The 21,352-nt window shown below is 34.1% G+C and carries 17 protein-coding genes; 4 read left to right on the top strand and 13 right to left on the bottom strand.

The features are described 5' to 3' along the window. Positions 1–160: 160 nt before the first annotated feature. From BZG02_RS19280 to BZG02_RS19255, 7 genes are all read right to left on the bottom strand, one after another. Complete coding sequence (locus BZG02_RS19280) at positions 161–1,438, bottom strand: DEAD/DEAH box helicase (RefSeq protein WP_101263386.1); 1,278 nt, start codon at positions 1,436–1,438, stop codon at positions 161–163. Between the two features lie 91 nt (positions 1,439–1,529). After that, positions 1,530–2,537, bottom strand: coding sequence for a lysylphosphatidylglycerol synthase transmembrane domain-containing protein (locus BZG02_RS19275; protein WP_101263385.1), 1,008 nt, complete (start codon positions 2,535–2,537; stop codon positions 1,530–1,532). Between the two features lie 98 nt (positions 2,538–2,635). After that, positions 2,636–2,848, bottom strand: a complete 213-nt coding sequence (locus BZG02_RS20910) for a DUF5655 domain-containing protein (RefSeq protein ID WP_281253720.1) — start codon at positions 2,846–2,848, stop codon at positions 2,636–2,638. Between the two features lie 221 nt (positions 2,849–3,069). Then, on the bottom strand, positions 3,070–4,653 hold the full coding sequence (locus tag BZG02_RS19270; protein ID WP_101263384.1) for a carboxypeptidase-like regulatory domain-containing protein: 1,584 nt from the start codon (positions 4,651–4,653) through the stop codon (positions 3,070–3,072). Positions 4,654–4,663: 10 nt separating this feature from the next. Further along, a complete protein-coding gene (locus BZG02_RS19265) occupies positions 4,664–5,686 on the bottom strand; it encodes a FecR family protein (protein WP_101263383.1) in 1,023 nt (340 codons plus the stop codon). A gap of 5 nt (positions 5,687–5,691) precedes the next feature. Beyond that, positions 5,692–6,246: an RNA polymerase sigma-70 factor gene (locus BZG02_RS19260; RefSeq protein WP_101263382.1), complete on the bottom strand. Its 555-nt coding sequence runs from the start codon at positions 6,244–6,246 to the stop codon at positions 5,692–5,694. Positions 6,247–6,506: 260 nt separating this feature from the next. Then, positions 6,507–7,814: a carboxypeptidase-like regulatory domain-containing protein gene (locus BZG02_RS19255; protein ID WP_101263381.1), complete on the bottom strand. Its 1,308-nt coding sequence runs from the start codon at positions 7,812–7,814 to the stop codon at positions 6,507–6,509. Positions 7,815–8,071: 257 nt separating this feature from the next. Between BZG02_RS19255 and BZG02_RS19245 the strand changes: the two genes are divergently transcribed. Then, positions 8,072–8,797, top strand: a complete 726-nt coding sequence (locus tag BZG02_RS19245; RefSeq protein WP_101263379.1) for a hypothetical protein — start codon at positions 8,072–8,074, stop codon at positions 8,795–8,797. 56 nt (positions 8,798–8,853) lie between these two features. Here BZG02_RS19245 and nadA read toward each other — a convergent pair whose 3' ends face one another. Beyond that, positions 8,854–9,780, bottom strand: a complete 927-nt coding sequence (nadA, locus tag BZG02_RS19240) for a quinolinate synthase NadA (protein ID WP_101263378.1) — start codon at positions 9,778–9,780, stop codon at positions 8,854–8,856. A 306-nt stretch (positions 9,781–10,086) separates the two neighbouring features. On the opposite strand from nadA, the gene BZG02_RS19235 reads away from it, so the two are divergent. From BZG02_RS19235 to BZG02_RS19225, 3 genes are all read left to right on the top strand, one after another. Next, positions 10,087–10,845 carry a hypothetical protein gene (locus BZG02_RS19235; RefSeq protein WP_143470524.1) on the top strand — a complete coding sequence of 253 codons (759 nt, stop codon included), beginning with the start codon at positions 10,087–10,089 and terminating at the stop codon, positions 10,843–10,845. A gap of 75 nt (positions 10,846–10,920) precedes the next feature. After that, positions 10,921–11,673, top strand: coding sequence for a copper homeostasis protein CutC (locus BZG02_RS19230; RefSeq protein ID WP_101263376.1), 753 nt, complete (start codon positions 10,921–10,923; stop codon positions 11,671–11,673). Positions 11,674–11,691: 18 nt separating this feature from the next. Continuing rightward, on the top strand, positions 11,692–14,325 hold the full coding sequence (locus BZG02_RS19225; protein WP_101263375.1) for a transglutaminase family protein: 2,634 nt from the start codon (positions 11,692–11,694) through the stop codon (positions 14,323–14,325). 86 nt (positions 14,326–14,411) lie between these two features. On the opposite strand, the gene BZG02_RS19220 is transcribed toward BZG02_RS19225, so the two are convergent. The 5 genes from BZG02_RS19220 to mgrA all read right to left on the bottom strand — a co-directional run bounded on the left by BZG02_RS19220 (position 14,412) and on the right by mgrA (position 21,238). Further along, positions 14,412–15,593: a phosphopentomutase gene (locus BZG02_RS19220; protein ID WP_101263374.1), complete on the bottom strand. Its 1,182-nt coding sequence runs from the start codon at positions 15,591–15,593 to the stop codon at positions 14,412–14,414. A gap of 213 nt (positions 15,594–15,806) precedes the next feature. Beyond that, on the bottom strand, positions 15,807–17,420 hold the full coding sequence (locus tag BZG02_RS19215; RefSeq protein WP_101263373.1) for an ABC-F family ATP-binding cassette domain-containing protein: 1,614 nt from the start codon (positions 17,418–17,420) through the stop codon (positions 15,807–15,809). Between the two features lie 122 nt (positions 17,421–17,542). Continuing rightward, positions 17,543–19,618, bottom strand: a complete 2,076-nt coding sequence (locus tag BZG02_RS19210; RefSeq protein ID WP_101263372.1) for an ATP-binding protein — start codon at positions 19,616–19,618, stop codon at positions 17,543–17,545. Positions 19,619–19,724: 106 nt separating this feature from the next. Further along, positions 19,725–20,081: a hypothetical protein gene (locus tag BZG02_RS19205; RefSeq protein WP_101263371.1), complete on the bottom strand. Its 357-nt coding sequence runs from the start codon at positions 20,079–20,081 to the stop codon at positions 19,725–19,727. 170 nt (positions 20,082–20,251) lie between these two features. Further along, positions 20,252–21,238: an L-glyceraldehyde 3-phosphate reductase gene (gene mgrA, locus BZG02_RS19200; RefSeq protein ID WP_101263370.1), complete on the bottom strand. Its 987-nt coding sequence runs from the start codon at positions 21,236–21,238 to the stop codon at positions 20,252–20,254. Between the last annotated feature and the right edge of the window lie 114 nt (positions 21,239–21,352).

The following is a 21,352-nucleotide window of genomic DNA, read 5'->3' as shown; positions in this document are numbered from 1 at the left end:
AAGATCGTCCTTCATTTAATACTTTCAGTACTGCACGTTCGCGATCATCAATACTAAATTTGTTTCTCTTTTTCTTTTCCATAAAAAACACCCCAAATGTTGTGTCCAACTTTTGGGGTGCAGTTCATTTTTTGGTTTTGAGGTTTTAATTTTTTCACCGCTATTTTTTCTTTTTAGGAGCTTTCTTTGTTGCTACTTTATTTTTTGATTTTTTCTTTTTGGGATTTTGAAGGAAACTATCTGCTTCATCCATAAGCTCCTTCAAACTTTTCGAATAGTCTTCCGAAAAATCGATAGTTGCGGTGTAATCTCCTTTCGAAATGTCCATTACCTGAATTTCGGTACCGGTAAATGCTTCTACTTCAGCCAGCAATTTTTTTTCGTCGGTTGGACAACAAAAAGATATCGCTAAACCTTTTTTAATGCCACGTCCGGTTCTACCTACTCGGTGAACGTAGTTTTCTGCAACATCTGGCATGTCGTAATTAACTACGTAATCAACATTTGGAATATCAATACCGCGGGCACTAACATCCGTAGCGATTAATATTTTTACTTTTCCTGTTTTAAAAGCTTCTAAAGCAATTAAACGATCACTCTGTTCTCTATCTCCGTGAATGGTTTGAGTAACAATTCCAACTCGCTCCATAGCTTTATGAACGCGTTCGGCTCTTACTTTTGTTCTTACAAAAACAAGTATTTTGCTTTCTGTATGTTCTTTAATCATACGTTCCAAAAAGAAACGTTTATCGTCCATTTTTACAAATGCAACACCGTGCTCTACGTTTTTAGATACAGGATCTTTAGGCGAAATTTGAATACGAATTGCACTTCGAACCAACGAATAGGCTAGTTTTTTAATTTTAGGGGTAATGGTTGCCGAAAAGAATAAGGTTTGACGATTCTTAGGTAGAAAACGAATTAAATCCTGTATGTCTTTTATAAAGCCCAAATCCAACATATGATCGGCTTCATCTAAAACCAAGGTTTCTACTTGATCTAATTGAATAAATCCCTGACTGGTTAAATCAAACATTCTGCCTGGAGTGGTAATTAAAACATCAATCCCTCCTTGCAAACTAGAAATTTGAGGTGCTTGTTCTACTCCTCCAAATACACAAAAACTAGTTACTTTTGTATGTTTCCCAATTTTCTGAAAAACTTCGGTAATTTGTATGGCTAATTCGCGGGTAGGAACCATTACAACACATTTAATACCCTCGCTGCTTCTGTTTTTTTTCGCTTTATGCAATTTATCGATAATAGGAATTGCAAAGGCTGCAGTTTTTCCGGTTCCCGTTTGCGCAATAGCAAGCACATCTTCTCCTCTTACAATAGGAGGAATTGCTTTAAATTGAATGTCGGTAGGTCGGTTAAAACCTAAACCTTCTAAATTTCTTTTAATATCAGGGGAAAAACTATATTGACTAAATTTCATTTTTTGTATTCAGGTGTTGTTATTGGACAAAGATAGGTGTAATATATGATTTTGTAGAATTCTTTGCGAGCCCAATTGGCAATTGGGCATTTTATTTGTTTTTTTCCGATTTCGCAAGGGTTCTTGTCTCTACCCAATATCGAAAATAGCCGTAACCTCCAATTACAATAGTACCAATAAAAGTTAATCCATTAGAAAGAATTCCAAAACTAATTCCAGCATTTGGATCTAATTGAAAGGCAACGAATAACTGCAGTAGTAAAAAGTGAGTGGTTCCAATTCCACCCGGACTAGGCAAGGCCCAACCAATACCACCAATAAAAAGAACTACAATGGCAAAACTAATTGAATAGGATGAAGTTTCGGGCAAGCAAAGCAGATAAATATAGTTTAAAGTAATTAGCATTGCCCAAATTAGAATGGTTAGCACGATAAAGTGGAATCTTTTCTTAAGTAATAATCCTTGCTTTAGGGATAAAAACATACTTTGTAGAAATTCAACGATTTTTTTAATCGGGCGACGCTCCGATTTTTTTAATCTGCGTAAGCTAATTAGAAATAGAATAAACAGAACCACTAGTGCAAAAGGAATTACATACAAATAGCGATAGCCATAAATGTGCGAAATTCCGCCAAGTGTGGAGTCGATAATGCTCTGTAACCGATCTAGCTCTACCCAAAATATAGCGAACACACCAATTCCCAAAATCAGCAAATCGTAGGCTCGTTCGGCCATAACACTACCCATTGATACAGAAACTGGAACATTTGCTGTTTTTTGTAGAGAGGTGCAACGTATTATTTCTCCAAATTTGGGCGTAAAACTATTTACAAAATAGCCGAGTAGGATGGATGTTAATACCTTGTCGGATTTTGGCTTTTCTCCCGATTCTTCAATGATTAACTTCCACCGCAAGGCACGTAGATAAAATATCACAAATAAACATACAAAGCTTAAAATGATGAAAAAATAGTCGGCATTAGCCAAACTTTCCCATATGGGAGTCATCGATTTCTTACGGAGGGTAAGAAACAAAAATACGGAACCAATTATTATTCCAAGTGAATTTTGTAGTAGTTTTTTAATCCGACTTCCCATTTATTTGAGCTTGCTAATTTAGTTCTTGCAAAGAAATACAAAAATAGAAAGACTTTTAGAATATTTGTTTCAAAGAAAAATATAATCATACAAAATGTTTATTTACGGATAGTTTGATAGGCTTCCTGCAACCAATTTTTTAATTGCTGATCGAAATCGGATAATTCGGTAATAGCAATACGGTGTAGTACTCGATTTTTAGATAGGCGTTTGCACAGGTAGATTGGAAATTGATCTTCTTCTCGTTGCAATTGAAACTCCAATACCAGATGTTTTCTTTTTGCGTAAATAGATAAAAATGTTGCTCCAATTTTACATTAAATGCAAGTTTTTAAATAGATAATTTCAATCTTCTCGAAGTTGGTTAGATAAGTAAGAAGCGCTTCAAATAGTTCCGAAATTTACACCTTCATTTTTTGCAAATGCGTTTCTTTATTGGTGATAAAACAAGAGTGGTTTTGGTTTGGACCAGATAAACTTCTTTTGCAAGTGGGACAAATGTACATGGGTAAAGGTGTTTTAAAAAGCAAATTTATTCGGTTTTGCTCGTATCCATAGCAACCTGTTGCATGCTGTTGCTGATTCTTTTAATGGCTTCCTTAATATTATCTTCGGGTTTAATAAAGGTTTGATTTCCCCAAAATTTAGGATCGTAAGTTAGGTTTTCGGTGGAAAGAATGGTTGTGGGGGCAATGGTTTCCCGATGCCTAAATTTCACCACATTATTGGTGTCTAATTTTGTTGTAGCCATCTCGAAAGTGGTAGCGAAGGTTTGGGAGAACAGTTTCTTTTTGTTCTTCACTTTAAATTTTAAGTCTCCAAGTGTATGATTTAAAAAATACTTTCCATCGATATTACGATAGTTTACAGAATACAATACTTGTGTTGGACGTACCTTAGTTCTTGCATTTCCTTTGCTAATAAATCGGTCTGCCAATTCGGGCAATAGGTTTTTGTTGTATCCAAACTCAGCACTAATAATAGCTAAACTACGGGTTTCAATAATTAGTTTCCCTTCTAAAAGAGGAGTGTTTATATTTGGTTTTGGCCGAAATTCAATAATATAAACTGGTCTGTTGTTGAATGTGCTAATGTCGGATAGGTGATAGTTATAAAAATCCATCCACTCAGGATCCAAAAATTCGGGGCGATTTTTTACAATATCTAACATTAAGCATCCTTGAATTCCTCCTTTTAACCGGAATGAAATGGTATCCAAACGGGAAACGTCATAAATTTTGCGACTTTTAAATACCTTTACTCGATCTGTTAGTTCATTTTCGGAGTATGCATTTTTGTAAATTTCCAAAACGGATTCCAAATAAATCATGTACTTATTGTTTTTATGTACAGATTCCCGATAGAAGGAGGTTAAATTAGTAGCATGTTGTGGATAATTAGTTCCAATTTTATTAATTGCAGCTTTTAATAATGATTTGGGATCATTGTTTCGAATAATCACCTCTTGAAGAGAAATAAAATCTTCTTTTAATTGGATTTGTAGGTTTTTGTTCGGGATTTTGGCGACCGGAATTTCAAAATTTTTAAACCCAACATAGGAAACAACCAGTGTATCGTTTGTGTTTTGAGATGAAACCGTGAGAGAAAATTCGCCATCTTGATTACTAATGGTACCAACATGTCTCCCTCTAAGTCCGATACTTGCGTAGGCTAATGATTTATTGGCCGATTGACTTGTTATTTTTCCTCCAATGTTTCGGTACGAAAGGTAAGGGATCAAATTCGAATTAATTGGTTTATTAGTTTTGTATTTTGCCGAGACAATAATAATATGCTGGTTTACCACTTGAAATGTAAGACTGGTATCTTGTACTATTTTTTTCAATAAAATTTCGAATTCAAGCGTGTCTGCTTTCAAACTAAGTTTCTTTTTATTGGCAAATAAATCAGAATTATAGGTAAAGTAGCAATTGTTTTTTGCCGCTAAAGAATCTAAAGCATCATTAATACTAAGTTCGGTAATGTCGATGGATATTTTATTTTTTAAAAGGGAACTCTGCGCTTTGGCAGTGGAAGAGAAGCATAACAATAGCGCAAGCAGAGTATAAGTTAAGATGCTCTGAAGCCAATTGATATATGTCTTCCATTTTTTCATGTTACATTAATTATTTAAGATCTTTTTTTAGTATAATTTGAGCTCCATTTTTCTCGTAAGTAAGATGATATGGTCGGCATAAGTTTTCCAAAACATCGTTAAGTGGTGTTTTATTAAACGATGTGGTTATTGGTAAATTTTGAATCGCTGGGTCGTTAAATTCAATAGAAACTTGATAGGTGCGGTTAATTACTTTGGCAACATCTTTTAAACTCATTGCTTTAAAAACCATTAGCTGGGTTTTCCACGAAAGATAGTTTTCATCTTTTTGCGTTCTTTTCTCCAAAAACTCTTCTTGTAAAACTCCAAAATCGCCTTTTTCAAGAATAATATTCGTAGTTGGTTTTTTTGCAAGCGAAAATTGAACTTTTCCTGTTTCTACTAGTACTTCTACATGCTTATTGTTGGCATTTACGTTGAATGAAGTTCCTAAAACTTTAACTTCTGCATTCTCAACCGAAATAATGAATGGTTTTGCAGGGTTTTTAGCAATACTAAAAAAAGCTTCTCCTGTTAGTTTTACTCGTCTTTCTTTTCCGGCAAACGATTTTTCGTAAACTAATTCTGATTTTCCATTAAGTGTTACCGTAGAGCCATCTGCCAATGTAATTGTTTTCCCACTTTCATGTAATTCCGATGAAATACTTTGGTAAGAAGTAAGTTGTTCTGTGTAAATACGATAGCTTGCAAAACCAAGGCCAATGGTAATTAGTAACATGGCCGCAATCTGCATGATTCTTTTCGCATTTTGTCTCGAAAATAAAGGAATTGTTTTCGAGGGATTCTCTTTAATAGAATTACTTAAATTAGATTTTACCGCAGTCCAAGCAACATCAGCATTAAACTGTTGTTGAATTTCATTTATCTCTTGAATTAGGTTTAAATCTTTATCGGATGCAGTAACAATTTTTGCATACTTAGGATTGGAATCAATCAACTTTTCAAATGCCAATTTTTCCTCCGCACTCATTTCTCCACTTAGGTATTTCGAAATGATTTCCCACTCAATTTTATGTGATTTTTTTTCTTCCATGTTCTTTATAGCACAATAATTCCAACGTAATCTTTTAAATTTTTACGGAAAGCTTTTAATGCCTTTCCCATATTTGCTTCAACAGTTTTTACCGAAACGGATAATTTAATTGCTATTTCCTGATATTTTAAACCTTCGAACCTACTCATTTTAAATATTTGGCTACATCGTTCGGGTAAATTAGCAAGTGTATTTTGTACGATGCTATAAATTTCTTTTTCTTCTACCGAATTTATTGGCAATGAGCTTTCTGGTTTGTGGGTTTTAATATATTCTTCGTACTGCGTTTTTACACCTCTTTTTCGTAAAACCTGCAAACTATTAAAATAAGTTGCTTTGTAAAGGTAGGCTTTTAAGGAAGTGTGTATTTTTAAATTCTTTCTTGTTTCCCATAATTGACAAAATAATTCCTGAACAATTTCTTCAGCCTGATTGGTATCTTTTACAAATCGTAGAGCGTAATTACATAGCGAGGGGTAAAATGCTTTGAATAATTTTTCAAATTCTTGTAAATTACCTCTTTGTATGTTTTTAAGTATGTTGTCTTTATCTTCCAGCATTTTTGTATCTCTTCCCGTGTTGTAAAAAGCTTTTTCTACGTTCTAAGTTAGGATTTTTCAATCATTGGAGGAAAGATCTGTACTATTAATCTCTACATTTTTTCGTCCATACTTAATTTATTATTATGGTGAAAAGAACCGTTCTAAAGTTGCTCCTGTTTTCCCCAAATAGGAGTGAACGGCTCTTTTCTGATTTTTGAATTCATTTTTTAAAGTTTGTAGGTTAACTAACTTTAGTATTTTTTGAATTCAAAACTTTACTAGTCGGCTTTTCTTTTCAATTTTCGGATTGCCGATTCAATCGACTGGTCTGGTTCAATGGTATTGTATGCTCCCCAGAAATTAGCATCAGCAAAGTTGTTTACCTCTTCAACCATTACCTGATTTACTTTAAATTTAGCATCTCCTCTAAAGCGAACAATATTTTGTTCGTCGCGGTCGGTAATCGCAATTTCAGTCATTGCGCTATAGTTGGTGTTGAATAATTTACGTTTCCAGTTGCACTTAAAGTTAATTTCACCTCTTGCATAATTGAAATACCATTTACCATCTTTTTCGGTATAGTTAACCAGGTAGTCTGCCGAAGTAGGAGTTACTTTAACACCTGCCGGTTTGCGTTTAATAAACATTCTACTTGCTTCGTCTTCATTACTTAAATTCAAACTGAATTTGGCGCTAGCTAAGGCTAAATTTGTCGATTCGATATATAGTAATCCGTAATACAATGGGATATCGATATTCTCTTTTTGTTTGAATTCAATGACGTAATGAATTTTGTCGTTTATTTTAGTCACCGACTTTATCGAAAAATTATAGCTTTCTATAAAATCTTCGGAAAGTAGGTTGTATGGATTTTTTATCACATCCAAAAGTAAGGAAGTATTTGGTCCGCCCTGCAACTTGAATAGTAAGGTATCCATTTTCTTAACATCTTGACTTTTACGTCCTTTGTATATCTGTACCTGATCATCTCTTATTTGTTTGTATCCAGCTTTATGAACATTTACAACAGCCTCAGATATAGCTACATAAGTTCTGTTTTTTTTCACGGTTTCACGGTAAAAACCCTTCATCATATTGGGTTCTGTGGAATAGTTTTGAGCTACTTTAGCCAAAATACTTTTTACTAAAAATAGCGGATCTAAAGGGTAAATATTAATTTGTCCTAAAGGAATAGTAACAGATTCCAACTTTAATATGTTTTTCTTTTCTTTTAATGAAGAAATAGGAATTTCGAGATTTTTGTATCCAATATAGGTGATTTCTATCGTATTAACAGGTAGGTCTTTAGCTATTTTTAATAGAAATTCACCATCACTGTTCGATACAGTTGCAACATTAACTCCTTGAACGGTAATAGTTGCAAACATTAGCGGTTCATTGGTTTTTGAATCTTTAATTTCCCCTTTGTAAACATCGTATTTTAAGGTGTCAATAACCTGTTGAACTTTGTTTTTTTCTTTCTTTTCATTACTACTATTTCCCTCCGCTGCCATTACATTGCTAAAAGAGAAAAACAAAAAGGCAGAAAGAGTAATTGCGAAATAAAATCTAATTTTTGTTTTCATGGCGATTTATTTAATTGATGATACTTTTTTAGTTTCGGAGAAAATCGATCGAGTATTTTCTTGCTTCTACTACTATGATGCTTTAGTATGGAATTACCCTATTTATTTTTTTAGCTTATTGCTTTTTTATCCTACAGGGATCTTTTTTAGCAAGCTTAGATGTTCTATATTTATTTAAAATAATACAAATTCCCTCCTTTGCGTAAGAAGTAAAACCGAAAAGTGGATGGGAAGGATTTAATTAAAAAAATAGTTTTATGAGAGTAGATTATTGTAAAGAGGATCTGATTTTAAAAGTGTTTCCAACGGTAGGTGGTTGTTTTGAAGAGGCTTGGAGTGTTCTTAAGAATCATTTTTTAATCTTATTACTTGCAATTATTGTTTCTGGTTTAATTGAAATACCTATGGGTTTCAATCAAATGGGATGGAAGGATAAAGATTCGTTGAGTATTGGTCTGTCGTCGATTCAATTTTTTGGCTTTTTGTACTATTTTTTAATAATTACGCCATTTAATTACGGTGTAGATTGGATGTTTCTAAAAGCAGCTAGAAAAACAGAACCTCAGTTCGAAGAAATTTTAAATGGTTTTAAAAAATTTCTATTTGTGATATTAAGTCATTTGTTGGTGATTGGAATTGTGGGAATGGGTTTTGTATTTCTTATTCTTCCAGGTATTTACTTGGCTTGTAAAATGATTTTTGTTCCTTTTTTAATTATGGATAAAAAGGTAGATCCAATACAAGCTGTTAAGCTTAGTTATTATTTAAGTAAAGGTTATTTCTGGACTATTTTTGGAATGGCAATTTTATCCTTTTTTGTATTTCTTTTAGGATTTATTTGTCTGTTTGTAGGCGTCTTTGTCTCTATTGTTTGGATTCATTCTGCATTTGCAGTTCTATATAAAGCCTTGGATGACTTACATTTCGAAGAGGCTTGTAAATTAGCTGGAATTTCTTCGGTAAGTGTAATGAACGAAAAGTAAAGCAATAGAAAAAGGGAGATTTAAAAGATCTCCCTTTTTCTATTGCGAGTAGCTGTTTATTTGATCAAATGTCTCGATAAATCAAGCATTCTAACAATTGGAGCTTTTGCTTTTTCCATTACATCAGCTGGTAATATGATTTCTGGTTGTTCGTTTTTTAGTGCTAAATATAATTTTTCCATGGTATTCAATTTCATGTAAGCACAGTCGTTGCACGAGCAGGTTTCATCGGCCGGAACAATTAAAAATTCTTTATCAGGAGAATCTTTTTTCATTTGATGAAGAATTCCTGTTTCAGTAGCAACAATAAACTTTTTCGATTTATTATTTTTTGTAAAATCTAGCATTGCTGTTGTCGATCCCACAAAATCGGCCAATAATAATACTGGGTGTGCACATTCTGGATGCGCAATTAGCAATGCATCAGGGTTTTCAATTTTCATTTTTATAATTCTCTCCGAAGAAAGAATATCATGAACTTCACAGGCTCCATCCCAAAGAATCATCTGTCGGCCTGTTACTTCATTAATGTATCGACCAAGATTCTTATCGGGAGCAAAAATTATTTTCTGCTCTTTAGGAAAAGATTCTACAATTTGAACTGCATTTCCCGAGGTACAAATCACATCTGATAGTGTTTTTATTTCAGCAGTACAATTAATGTACGAAATAACAATATGATCTGGATGAAGTGCTTTAAATTTACGAAAATCATCTGCTGGGCACGATTCTGCTAGCGAACAGCCTGCTTCTAAATCGGGTAGAAGTACCTTACGCGTAGGGTTTAAAATTTTAGCTGTTTCAGCCATAAAATGAACGCCTGCAAACAAAATAATGTCTGCATCTACTTCCGAAGCCCTTTGTGCTAAGGCCAAGCTATCGCCTTTAAAGTCGGCTATCTCTTGAATGTCAGGAGTTTGGTAATAATGCGCTAAAATAACCGCATTCTTTTCTTTTGCTAATTGAAGAACCTTATCTCTCATTAAGTATATATTTACTGACTCTCTTGTTGGGTTAATTCCGATGCAAATATCTTTAAATTATCCCGAAAATCAAACCAAAGCAATATGTTTCGGACTTTTATCTAACTAATTTATATAGCAAAATTGGAAGGGAATGTGCTTTCTTTACCAGAGGAGCTTATAAAACAAAATCATGTTAGTTGTTATGTAAATCACTCATGGCTTGTTTATTAAGTTCTAGTTTAATAATCTACTTAATTTAAATATTGTTTTGATCTTCAAATTAAATACATTTATGCCTTATTAATTAAATCACACAAAACGCACATGAAATTAATTAACCTACCAAAATTAGATACTGAAAGAACTAGTTTAAGTAAAGTAAAAGTCATTATGGGGATAGGGCTTTTGTTGTTATTCAGCCAATTATGTCTTGGTCAACATAGTAAGACATTTCAAACAAATTCTATGATGGAGTTTGAAGGAAATATTTTGAATGATCCAAATATACTAAAATTGAAAGTGAAAAAATCTCAGATTGGCACCTTCTATTTATGCGAAGATTGGAAAAAAGCGGATATTTATCTGATCGCAGATAGTAGTGTGATTAAAGGCATGGAAACACGTATCGATTTGCAAAAAAACGAGCTGGAAATTAAATATAAAGGAGAGGTGAAAGTATTGCCAAGATATCGTGTTAAAAGCATTATTTTTACGGATGGTGAGGAGCAGTTTGTAACGGATATTTTTTTAAAACTCACAGAGCAAGGCTTTTATAAGGTTATAATTGATGATGATAATTCTTTGTTATGCAGATATGATGCTAAATTACAAGCATCAAATTATAATGTGCAATTGGATGTAGGACAAAAGTCAAGTAGGGTAATAAAAGAAAAAAGCTACTTTGTATATAAAGGAACTAGCTTAATTGAATTAGGGAAAACGAAAAGTAAATTAAAGAAACAATTTAATGAACAAGCTGAATTATATGATTTTATTCTGAAAAATAAAATCAATCCTAAAAATGAACAAAGCTTAATCTCTTTTATTGATTTTTTAAATGAAAATCATTTAAATGTAAATTAAAGAATGTTGAGTGTTGACTTTTTTTAACAACAAGTTACCTTATTCGAGGTAACTTTTTTTTATTACTATTATACCATGAAAACATCTCTACTCGAAATATGTTGTTATTCTATTCAATCAGCAATTATTGCAGAACAATCTGGTGCTGATCGAATTGAACTTTGCGCTGGCGTTTATGAAGGGGGAACAACACCAAGTTTTGCTTCTGTAAAATTGACCAAAGAATCGGTTACTATTCCTGTACATGTAATTATTAGGCCTCGTGGGGCTGATTTCTGCTATTCCGATATTGAGTTTGAATGCATGAAATTGGACATAATTCAATGTAAAAATAGTGGCGTAGATGGAATTGTTTCGGGTGTTTTACTTTCTGATGGAAGTATTGATCTGGAAAGAACCAAGGAATTGATCGATTTAGCAAAACCAATGAGTTTCACTTTTCACAGAGCTTTTGATATGGTGAAGGATCATTTTAAAGCTTTGGAGCAATTAATAGAGATGGGCGCCGATCGCATACTAACATCAGGAGGAGAGCAAACTGCCGAATTGGGTAAAGATTTATTGAAAGGCTTACTTGAAAAGGCAAGTGGACGAATAGTAATTGTGCCGGGAAGTGGAATCAATCATGAAAATATATTGAGCTTAAAAAAACACACTGGTGCTCAGGAGTTTCATTGTTCCGCAAAGTCGTTAGTAAGAGGTAAAATGGAATATCAGAATCCTAAAATTGCAATGGGAGGTGAAGAAAATGTGCCTGAATTTGAATTTTATGAGGCAGACTCCAAGAAAATTTGTAAAATTGTAACTATCCTAAAAGCCGAGGACTAATAACTAATTATTCTACTAATGAGGAAGATTTCTATCCTTCTGCTTAGTCTCATTTTCTTTTGGGGCTGTTCCGATGTGCATTTTATTCAAGATTCTACTATTCGTGCAAAAGTTGCTAAGCGATTCGAAAAGCGTAAAGAATTTGCATCCAATCGATCCGGTGAACTTTTCTCTGTATTTCAGGAAAATATAACTACTGAAGAAAAAGAAGCATTACAATTCTTGTATGCCTACATGCCTTTGTGCGATTTAGCGGATTATAATGGCGACTTTTTCCTTAAACAAGTGCGATCTGCCTTTGAGGCCCGAGAAAGTTTCGAATGGGGAAAAAAGGTGCCTGATGAATTGTTTCGACATTTTGTATTGCCATATCGTGTAAACAATGAAAATTTGGATGCTGCTCGATGGGTTTTCCTGAAAGAATTAAAACCTCGTGTGCAAGCTATGTCGATGAAGGAAGCAGTGCTGGAAGTGAATCATTGGTGCCACGAAAAAGTAAATTATGCTCCTACCGATATTCGAACAAGCGGTCCGTTAAGTATTGTAAGAACTTCCTGGGGCAGGTGTGGCGAGGAATCAACATTTACAGTTACTGCATTGCGATCTGTAGGCATTCCTGCCCGTCAGGTTTATACACCTCGTTGGGCTCATAGCGACGATAATCATGCTTGGGTAGAAGTTTGGACAGATGGCAAATGGTCGTATTTAGGAGCTTGCGAACCCGAACCCGATTTGAATATGGGTTGGTTTACCGAACCTGCTCGTAGGGCAATGTTGGTGCATACCAAGGTTTTTGGCGATTTTGATGGTGATTCTGAAGTTGTAAAGCGTTCCGATAATTTCACAGAGATTAATGTGGTGGAAAACTATGCTGATGTGAAGAAAATTTACGTGCAAGTTATTGATGAATCAGGTAAAGCTGTAGAAAATGCAAAGGTAGATTTTGGTTTGTATAACTATGCGGAGTTTTATTCCATTGCCAGTAAAAAAACTGATTCTAATGGAGTATCATTTCTCACCACAGGTTTGGGTGATTTGATTATTTGGACTAGTAAAGATGGAGAGTATGCGGGTAAAAAAATCAGCGTGAAGCAAACCGATACGCTTCGTTTGGAATTAGGACGTGGTTTTTATGGTGATAAAATTGCCGATTTAAATATGGTTCCTCCGGTAGAGAAAGATCCTTATTCGGTGGATGAGAGTAAAAAGAAACAAAATGATATTCGACTGTCTTATGAAGACAGCATTCGAATGGATTATAGAACCACTTTTATCGATTCAATTACTGCCAGTAGTTTGGCTGAGAAAAAATCTTTGGATTCTCAACTTATTTGGAATGCTTGCAAAAAAAGTCAAGGGAACTGGAACGAAATTCAACAATTTATTGAAGCTACAACTGAAGAGAATGGCGCTTTTGCAGTAGATCTTCTCAATTTAGTTGCTGATAAAGATTTACGCGACACGAGATCTACAATATTGGAAGATCATTTAAATAATACTGTAGGGAAATACAAGTTGGAAGATTACGACTCTAAGGAAGTTTATTTGAAATATGTTCTGAATCCAAGAATTAGCAACGAGTGGTTAATTGCTTATAGAGGATATTTGCAGAAGGCTTTTGAAGGCAAATGTACTGGAGAGCGAGCGGAGAGAGTTGAACAAATTAAGCAATGGATTTTACATGAGATACAAATTACTGAAGTAGAAAATTATTACAACTTACCAATTACGCCTAAAGGTGTTTACGAGCTAAGAATTTCGAATTCGGAATCGAGAGATGTATTTTTTGTAGCTCTTTGCAGAAGTTTAGGAATTCCTTCGCGTTTGGAACCAGCAGAAAAAACACCACAGTATTTCGATGGAAATGAGTGGATGAACGTTTACTTTGAAAAACAAGAAAATGCACAACCAATTACGGGTTTTTTAACATTGAATAACGTTTTAAAAGATTTTGATCCAGGTTATTACATGCATTTTACCATTGGAAAAATGATTGATGGAGCTTACGAAAGTCTTGATTATGGCTGGGATTCTAAATTATCCGATTTGCCAGCTAAATTAGAATTGGAAGTAGGAAACTATAGATTGGTTACTGGAAAGCGTGGCGCCGATGGAACTGTTTACACGCATTTGAATCATTTTGAAGTTTTGAAAGATCAAACTACACAAGTTGATTTGGTATTCAGAGATCCAAAGGTAGAAAGTAAATTGCTTGGGCATATAGATGATAAAATGGTGGTTTTCAACGACAAAGGAGAAAGTGTATCACTTAAAGCATTAGAAAATAAAGGCTCGATTGTACTGATGTGGTTGGAGCCAGGCAAAGAACCAACTCGCCATTTAATGGAAGAGTTTAAAGATACTAAAAAGCGATACCAAGAATGGAATGGTACTATCGCAGTAATTCAGGCTGAAGAAATAGCTGATGAGAATTTATCGGAAGCTTTTTTTGCCAACATGCCATCGAATTACGAGCTGTATAAGGATAAGAATAATGAGTTAATTACACAGGCAAAAAAGGAGTTAGGCATTTCAGGTAAAATTGAAAAGCCATTGTTATTGGTTTTGAATTCCAATGGCGATATTAAATTCGCTTCGCGCGGATATAAAATTGGAATACATGAGCATTTGCTTAAACTTCTGGAAGAATAAGCAAAACAAGATATTTTTTAATGGAATAAAAAATGCCACTTCAACTTTTTGGAGTGGCATTTTTAGTTTGAAATATATCTTAAAGTTTACTGGTAGAGTTCCTTAGCAAAACTTCCCTCTACTTTATTTCCTAATAAAAGCTCCTCGATAGTTGCAGCAATATCAGTAAAAGATGTTCTGGTTCCCAAATTAACATTCTGTTTGATATTTTTACCATACACCATTATTGGAATGTATTCTCTTGTATGATCGGTTCCAGGATAAGTAGGATCACATCCATGATCGGCAGTTAAAATCAAAATTTCATCTTCTTTTAAATTTGCCTGAATTTGTGGCAAATAACGATCAAATTCCTCCAAGGCAGCTTTGTATCCTTCCGGATTTCTACGATGTCCAAATAGCATATCGAAATCGACCAGATTTGTGAATATCAACCCTTTACTATCTTCCTTTAAGGCAGTTATGGTTTTATTAATACCATCCAAATTATCTTTATTAGTTCCACGGGAGTCTGTAATTCCTTGTCCGGCAAAAATATCTTTTGTTTTACCAATACCGATAACATCCAATCCGCTTTCGCTTAAGCGATCGAGAACAGTAGGAGCGGGTGGTGTCACCGAATAATCGTGACGATTCGAGGTCCTAGCAAAATTTCCTTCCCCACTTCCTAAGTAAGGTCGTGCAATTACACGAGCTACAGGTTCCAACTCGGTGCAAATTTCTAATGCTATTTCGCATGCTCGGTATAATTCTTCTAAGGGAATAATTTCTTCGTGAGCAGCAATTTGAAAGACAGGATCGGCAGAAGTATAAACAATCCAGTTGCCCGATTTCATTTGCTCTTCGCCATATTCGTCAAGAATAGCAGTTCCTGAAGCGGGCTTGTTTGCCATCACTTTTCTACCAGTTCTTTCTTCAAATAATTGAATGGTTTTTTCTGAAAATCCATTTGCATAGGTGGGGAAAGCTCGTTCTAGCTTAACTCCTGCTATTTCCCAATGACCAGTGGTTGTATCCTTGCCTTTTGATGCTTCTGCAGCTTTTCCGTAAGCTCCACTTACCATGTTGCAAGGTGCAACTCCTTTTATATCAGTTAGGTTACCTAATCCTAACTTTTCCATGTTTGGTAAGCTAATACCATTACAATGCTTGGCAATATTTCCAAATGTATTGGAACCAACATCACCAAATTCTGCAGCATCTGGTAAATAACCAACGCCAGCGCTATCCAACACTACAATTGTAGCGCGTTTTATTTTAGGAATCATAAATTTGTGTTTAAAGTGTATAAAATATACTGATGAAGGGTTGTTTAGGTAGTGATGCAAAGATAAATAAAATGCCGGAAAAAGGAAAATAGGAGTGACTAAAATATTATAGCTTGCATTTTAAGAAGAGATTAACTGTGGTAAAGGATAAAAAAATAAATCCCCCAAACAAAAAAATGTCCGGGGGATGAGATATAAAGGTTTAATTTAGACTTAAATATATAAGCTTTCCTTTTGCTCTTTAATTTTCTCGCTGGAAATATAATCATCGTAATCCATCAATTTATCAATGATTCCATTTGGAGTTAGTTCGATAACACGAGTGGAAATTGTTTGAATAAATTCGTGATCATGAGACGACATTAATACGGTGCCACCAAAGTTAATTAATGAATTATTGAACGATTGAATCGATTCCAAATCCAAGTGATTGGTTGGAGTATCTAAAACCAATAAGTTGGCATTTTTCAGCATCATTCTAGAAACCATACAACGAACTTTTTCTCCTCCCGAAAGAACATTTGCTTTTTTGTAAATATCCTCACCAGAGAAAAGCATTTTACCAAGGTATCCTCGAAGATAAACTTCGCTGGTATCGCTAGAATATTGAGCAAGCCAATCGATTAGAGTAATTGGTTCTTCGAAAAATTCGGTATTGTCAAGAGGTAAATATGCTGGTGTAATTGTAACGCCCCATTCAAAATTTCCGCTATCTGCTTTTTGAATTCCGTTAATAATATCAAAAAGGGCAGACATGGCACGTGGATCTCTAGATAGAAAGACCACTTTTTCTCCTTTTTCGATAGTAAATTCAACATCTTTAAACAAAACTTCACCATCCAGAGTTTTACTTAATCCGGAGCAAGAGAAAATTTTATCGCCAGCTTCGCGTTCCTGCTGAAAAATAATACCAGGGTAACGTCTTGTAGATGCTTGAATATCTGAGATATTCAGTTTGTCGATCATCTTTTTTCGGGAAGTAGTTTGCTTCGATTTAGCTACATTGGCACTGAATCGTGCAATAAATTCCTGAAGTTCTTTTTTCTTTTCTTCGGCTTTCTTATTTTGATTTGCTTGCTGACGGGCAGCTAACTGACTAGATTCGTACCAGAAGCTGTAGTTACCAGAAAACATTTTCACTTTTCCAAAATCAATATCCACAATATCAGTACATACCGAATCTAGGAAGTGACGGTCATGCGATACAACAATAACTGTATTTTCGAAGTTAGACAAATAATTTTCTAACCACATAACGGTTTCAAGATCAAGATCATTGGTTGGCTCATCAAGAAGTAAATTGTCGGGGTTTCCAAAAAGCGCCTGAGCTAATAGTACACGCACTTTTTCCTTACCACTCAGTTCACTCATCAATTTGTAGTGAAGAGCTTCTTTAATTCCTAAACCGCTTAATAGTTCAGCAGCTCCACTCTCCGCATTCCATCCGTCCATTTCTGCAAATTGCTCTTCCAGTTCCGATGCTTTAATTCCATCTGCTTCCGAAAAATCAGGTTTTGCGTAAATATCGTTTTTTTCTTGTAATATAGCCCACAATTCTGCGTGCCCCATAATTACCGTATCCAAAACTGTAAACTCATCAAATTCATAGTGATCCTGCTTTAAAACTGCCATTCTTTCACCCGGTTCCATCGCTATTGATCCTGTGGTGGAATCTAACTCGCCCGAAATGATTTTTATTAGAGTAGATTTACCAGCACCATTTGCGCCAATAACTCCGTAGCAGTTTCCAGGAGTAAATTTTATATTAACATCCTGAAAAAGAGGTTTTTTACCAAATTGAATAGATAAATTTGAAACTGAAATCATACACTTATTACCTTTAATTATTAAGGCTGCAAAATTAGCGATTTTTATTTAGAACCGGTTCAATTGAATGATTAAGTTTTAAGGAAATTTGTTGGTAGGATATATGCTTAAAAAAAATGGGATTAATTCGACTGCAAATTGGAAGTAAGAATAGAGCTTATTTCATTTGTGTTTTCTCTTGCAGGAATAGTAAAACGGAAAGTCGTTCCTAAATTTATAGTGCTTTCTACCCAAATTTCACCTTTATTTTGTTCAATAAATTGTTTGCAAAGAAGTAAACCTAATCCATTTCCTTTTTCGCCACTGGTTCCTGAATGAGATTCTAAATTATCCACGTCAAATAAATGTGCGATTTGATTTTCCGAAATTCCTATTCCATTGTCTTTTATCCACAGTTCTACGAAATTATCATACTGCTTGATTCCTACGGCAATTACTCCTCCTGTGGGTGTAAATTTTAGTGAGTTATTTAATAAATTCCGTATTATTGTATCTAGCATTTGACGATCGGCAAAAACGAAAACGGGTTCGTTAATAAGTAGTTGAAGATGAATATCTTTTTGTTTTGCAACACTCGAATATGTTTGTAAATTACTTTCTACTAATGGCTTAAGAGGCAAAACGCTAGGTTTGTAAGGTAGTTTTCCAGATTGATTTAACGACCAAGAAAGTAGATTATCGGTAAGACTTAATACATTTTTGATGCATTCTTCCATATCATTGCTACTTTCCTCGAGTAAATGATATTTTTTTTGCTGAATAAAAATCTTAATTAATTGAGAAATGTTGTAAACAGAAGCTAATGGAGATCGTAAATCGTGCGAAATGATTTGGAATAATCTGTTTTTCGTCTTATTGGAATCTAATAAGTCTATATTTTTTCGGTCGAGAATTGTTTTATGCCATTCAATTCTATTTTTCTGTAGTTGTAATAAACGGTTTACTTTTTTATTTCTGGCATAGGAGCGAACAATAAAAATGGCGTAGCCAAGTAGTAAAATTAGTATTGCAATTAGTCCATTGCGTTGCAACATTCTACTTCTATTCTCTTTTTCTAATAAAGTAATTTGTGTTGCTTTTTTTTCCGATTCGTATTTTTCCTGAATCTCTGTAATTTGTTTCAGATTTTCATGGTTGAAAATACTATCCCGTAATTGCTCATAATTAATAAAATAATGTAACGCACTATCGGCCATATTTAAATGTGTAAAAATTCTAAAAAGTGCTTCATTACAATTTTTTTGGTATTCAATATTTTTGCAATCTATAGCTAGTGCATGAGCTTTTTTGCGATATTCTAATGCTTTTTGGTAATTGCTTTGTTCATAAAAGACTTGTGCAAGACTATTAATAGTAGAAATTGAAAGGTTTTTGTTTCCAATTTCTTCTTTTAATTCCAAACTCTGACGTAAATATTCCAAGGCAAGTGGATATTGTTTCATTTCCATATAGCACGATCCTATGTTGTGATAGGTTTGAGCTTGTCTGTACTTATTGGGTTCTACAATTAAAATTTCAAGATTTTTTTGGTAGTGGGAGAGAGCTTCTTTGAAATTATCCTGTATAGATAGTATATTGGCAATGTTGGTATTTGAAGCATATAAAGATGAAATATTATTTTCTGCTTTATAAATGTTTTCTGCTTTGTGGTAAAACTCAAGTGCTTTGTTGTAGTTTTTTAAATCTTTGTATACGAGGCCAATACTGTTGTAGGATAGGGGGAGTTCAAAAGTACAATTTGCGTTTTCGAAATATTCCATGCACGCAAATAAATCAATAATTGCCAAATTGTGTTGATCCATATTGCGATAAACAATTCCTCTGTTTAAGAAAGTGTTACTAATACCAAGGGAATCCTCTGATATTCTGAATTTATCAAGTGCTTTGTTAAAAAAGGATATGGACAGATTGTAGTCCTCCTTTCGAAAATGAATTAAAGCAATTCGGATGAGAGCATTTCCGGTTCCAGAGTAGTTTTGCGATTTATTAGCATATTCAATTGTTTTTTCAGCGTAATAAAGTGCTTCAACTGGTAATTTACGATAATTCTTGCCGGTCCAATCATTTAAGAATTCAATCTTTAAATTAACATCCGAAATAGAATCTAATTTTTTGTTCACAGAATCTACTTCCTGAGCAAAAAGCAAAGGCTTTGCAGTAAACAAAAAAAATAGTACAAATAAAAATAGTTTTCTCATATCAATTGGCGGTCACAACTAATAGGCAATTTAATACAAAAAAAATGAATGACAAATAACTAATGAGTTTAGTTTGTCATTCATTATACGTAAATACTAAGCACAATTATGGATTGGTAGTTTCGGCATCATCATAATCAACATCTGTACCGTTATCTTCTGTATGTCTAAGTGACGATGCACTTTTTGGAGATACATCCTTCACATACATTCTTACTTTATTAATTTCTTTGATTGGTCCATGTTTTAGAGGAACTGCGAATTCAACAATATCGGTTTCTGTAGAACCATTTGTTATGTAAGATGCTGTAACAGCCCAAACTTTTCCCTCATCTGTTTTAATAGGTCCTTGTTCTATGGCAGTAAGTGCATAATCTTTTGGTAAAGAAACAACAGAGTTAAGTGTGTAATTTCCTGTTAATTTAGATTTTGTTAGGTTAACAAAGGGCTTGGATAGTTTCATGAGCATTTTTTTTTGTTTTGTTTAAATTTTCATAATATTAATAAGTGAAATTAAGAAAATCTATGATAACATCAAAAATATTTCTTACATAAGAATTAGGAGGGTGGTTATATAGAAAAGGATTCTTATTCAAAATAAGAATCCTTTTTATAGTAAGTAGTTATAGGTGATTAATCTATAATAGTTCTAATCTCTTTTAATTCGGCAGTTGTAAACTCTAGATTTGCAACAGACTTGATATTTTGTTCGAGTTGATTTACTGAACTTGCTCCAACCAAAACCGAAGTAATTCGTTCATCTTTTAGTAACCAGGCAATTGCCATCTGAGCTAAACTTTGTCCTCGTTTTTCTGCAATTTCATCCAAAGATTTTATTTTAGCAATTACTTTTTCGGTAATTTGATCTTTCTGTAAAAAGCCATGAGCTTTAGCCGCTCTCGAACCTTCAGGAATACCTTTTAAATATTTATTGGTTAACATTCCTTGTGCCAAAGGAGAGAAGGCAATGCCACCAATTCCATCTTCTTCCAAAACATCCAACAAGCCATTTTCAACCCAACGCTCGAACATCGAATATTTTGGTTGATGGATTAAGCATGGTGTTCCTAATTCTTTTAAAATTCGTGATGCTTCGCGCGTTTGGTCGGCACTATAGTTTGAAATGCCAACGTATAATGCTTTTCCCTGACGAACAACATGATCTAAAGCTCTCATTGTTTCCTCAATTGGTGTGTTTGGATCCGGACGATGAGAATAAAAGATATCGACATAATCGAGGCCCATTCTTTTCAAACTTTGATCGAGACTCGAAATTAGATATTTGCGTGATCCCCAATCGCCATAAGGTCCCGGCCACATCCCATATCCTGCTTTGGTCGAAATAATCATCTCGTCGCGATACTGCTTTAAGTCTTCGTTCAAAATTTTTCCGAAATTTTCTTCGGCCGAACCTGCAGGTGGTCCGTAGTTATTGGCCAAATCGAAATGGGTAATTCCTCTATCGAAGGCATGAAAAATAATTTTCTTGAACTCATTGTAGACATCTACATGTCCGAAATTGTGCCACAAACCTAAAGAAATTGCTGGTAGTAGTAAACCACTTCGCCCGCATCTGCGGTAGGGCATATTATCATATCTATCTTCTGATGCTTTGTACATTTTAACTTTTATTTTAATGAAAAGGAAAGGTAAGAATTAATACACAATTTCTGACTTTCTTTTTTTTTTGAATGCGGAAAAAGCTCAACAAACGTTTGAAATTAGAAGCTTAAA

It is taken from the genome of Labilibaculum filiforme (assembly GCF_002843315.1).
Lineage (GTDB): Bacteria > Bacteroidota > Bacteroidia > Bacteroidales > Marinifilaceae > Labilibaculum > Labilibaculum filiforme.
Note: the sequence above shows the minus strand (reverse complement) of the source record. Positions and strands in the feature narration are given on the sequence as shown.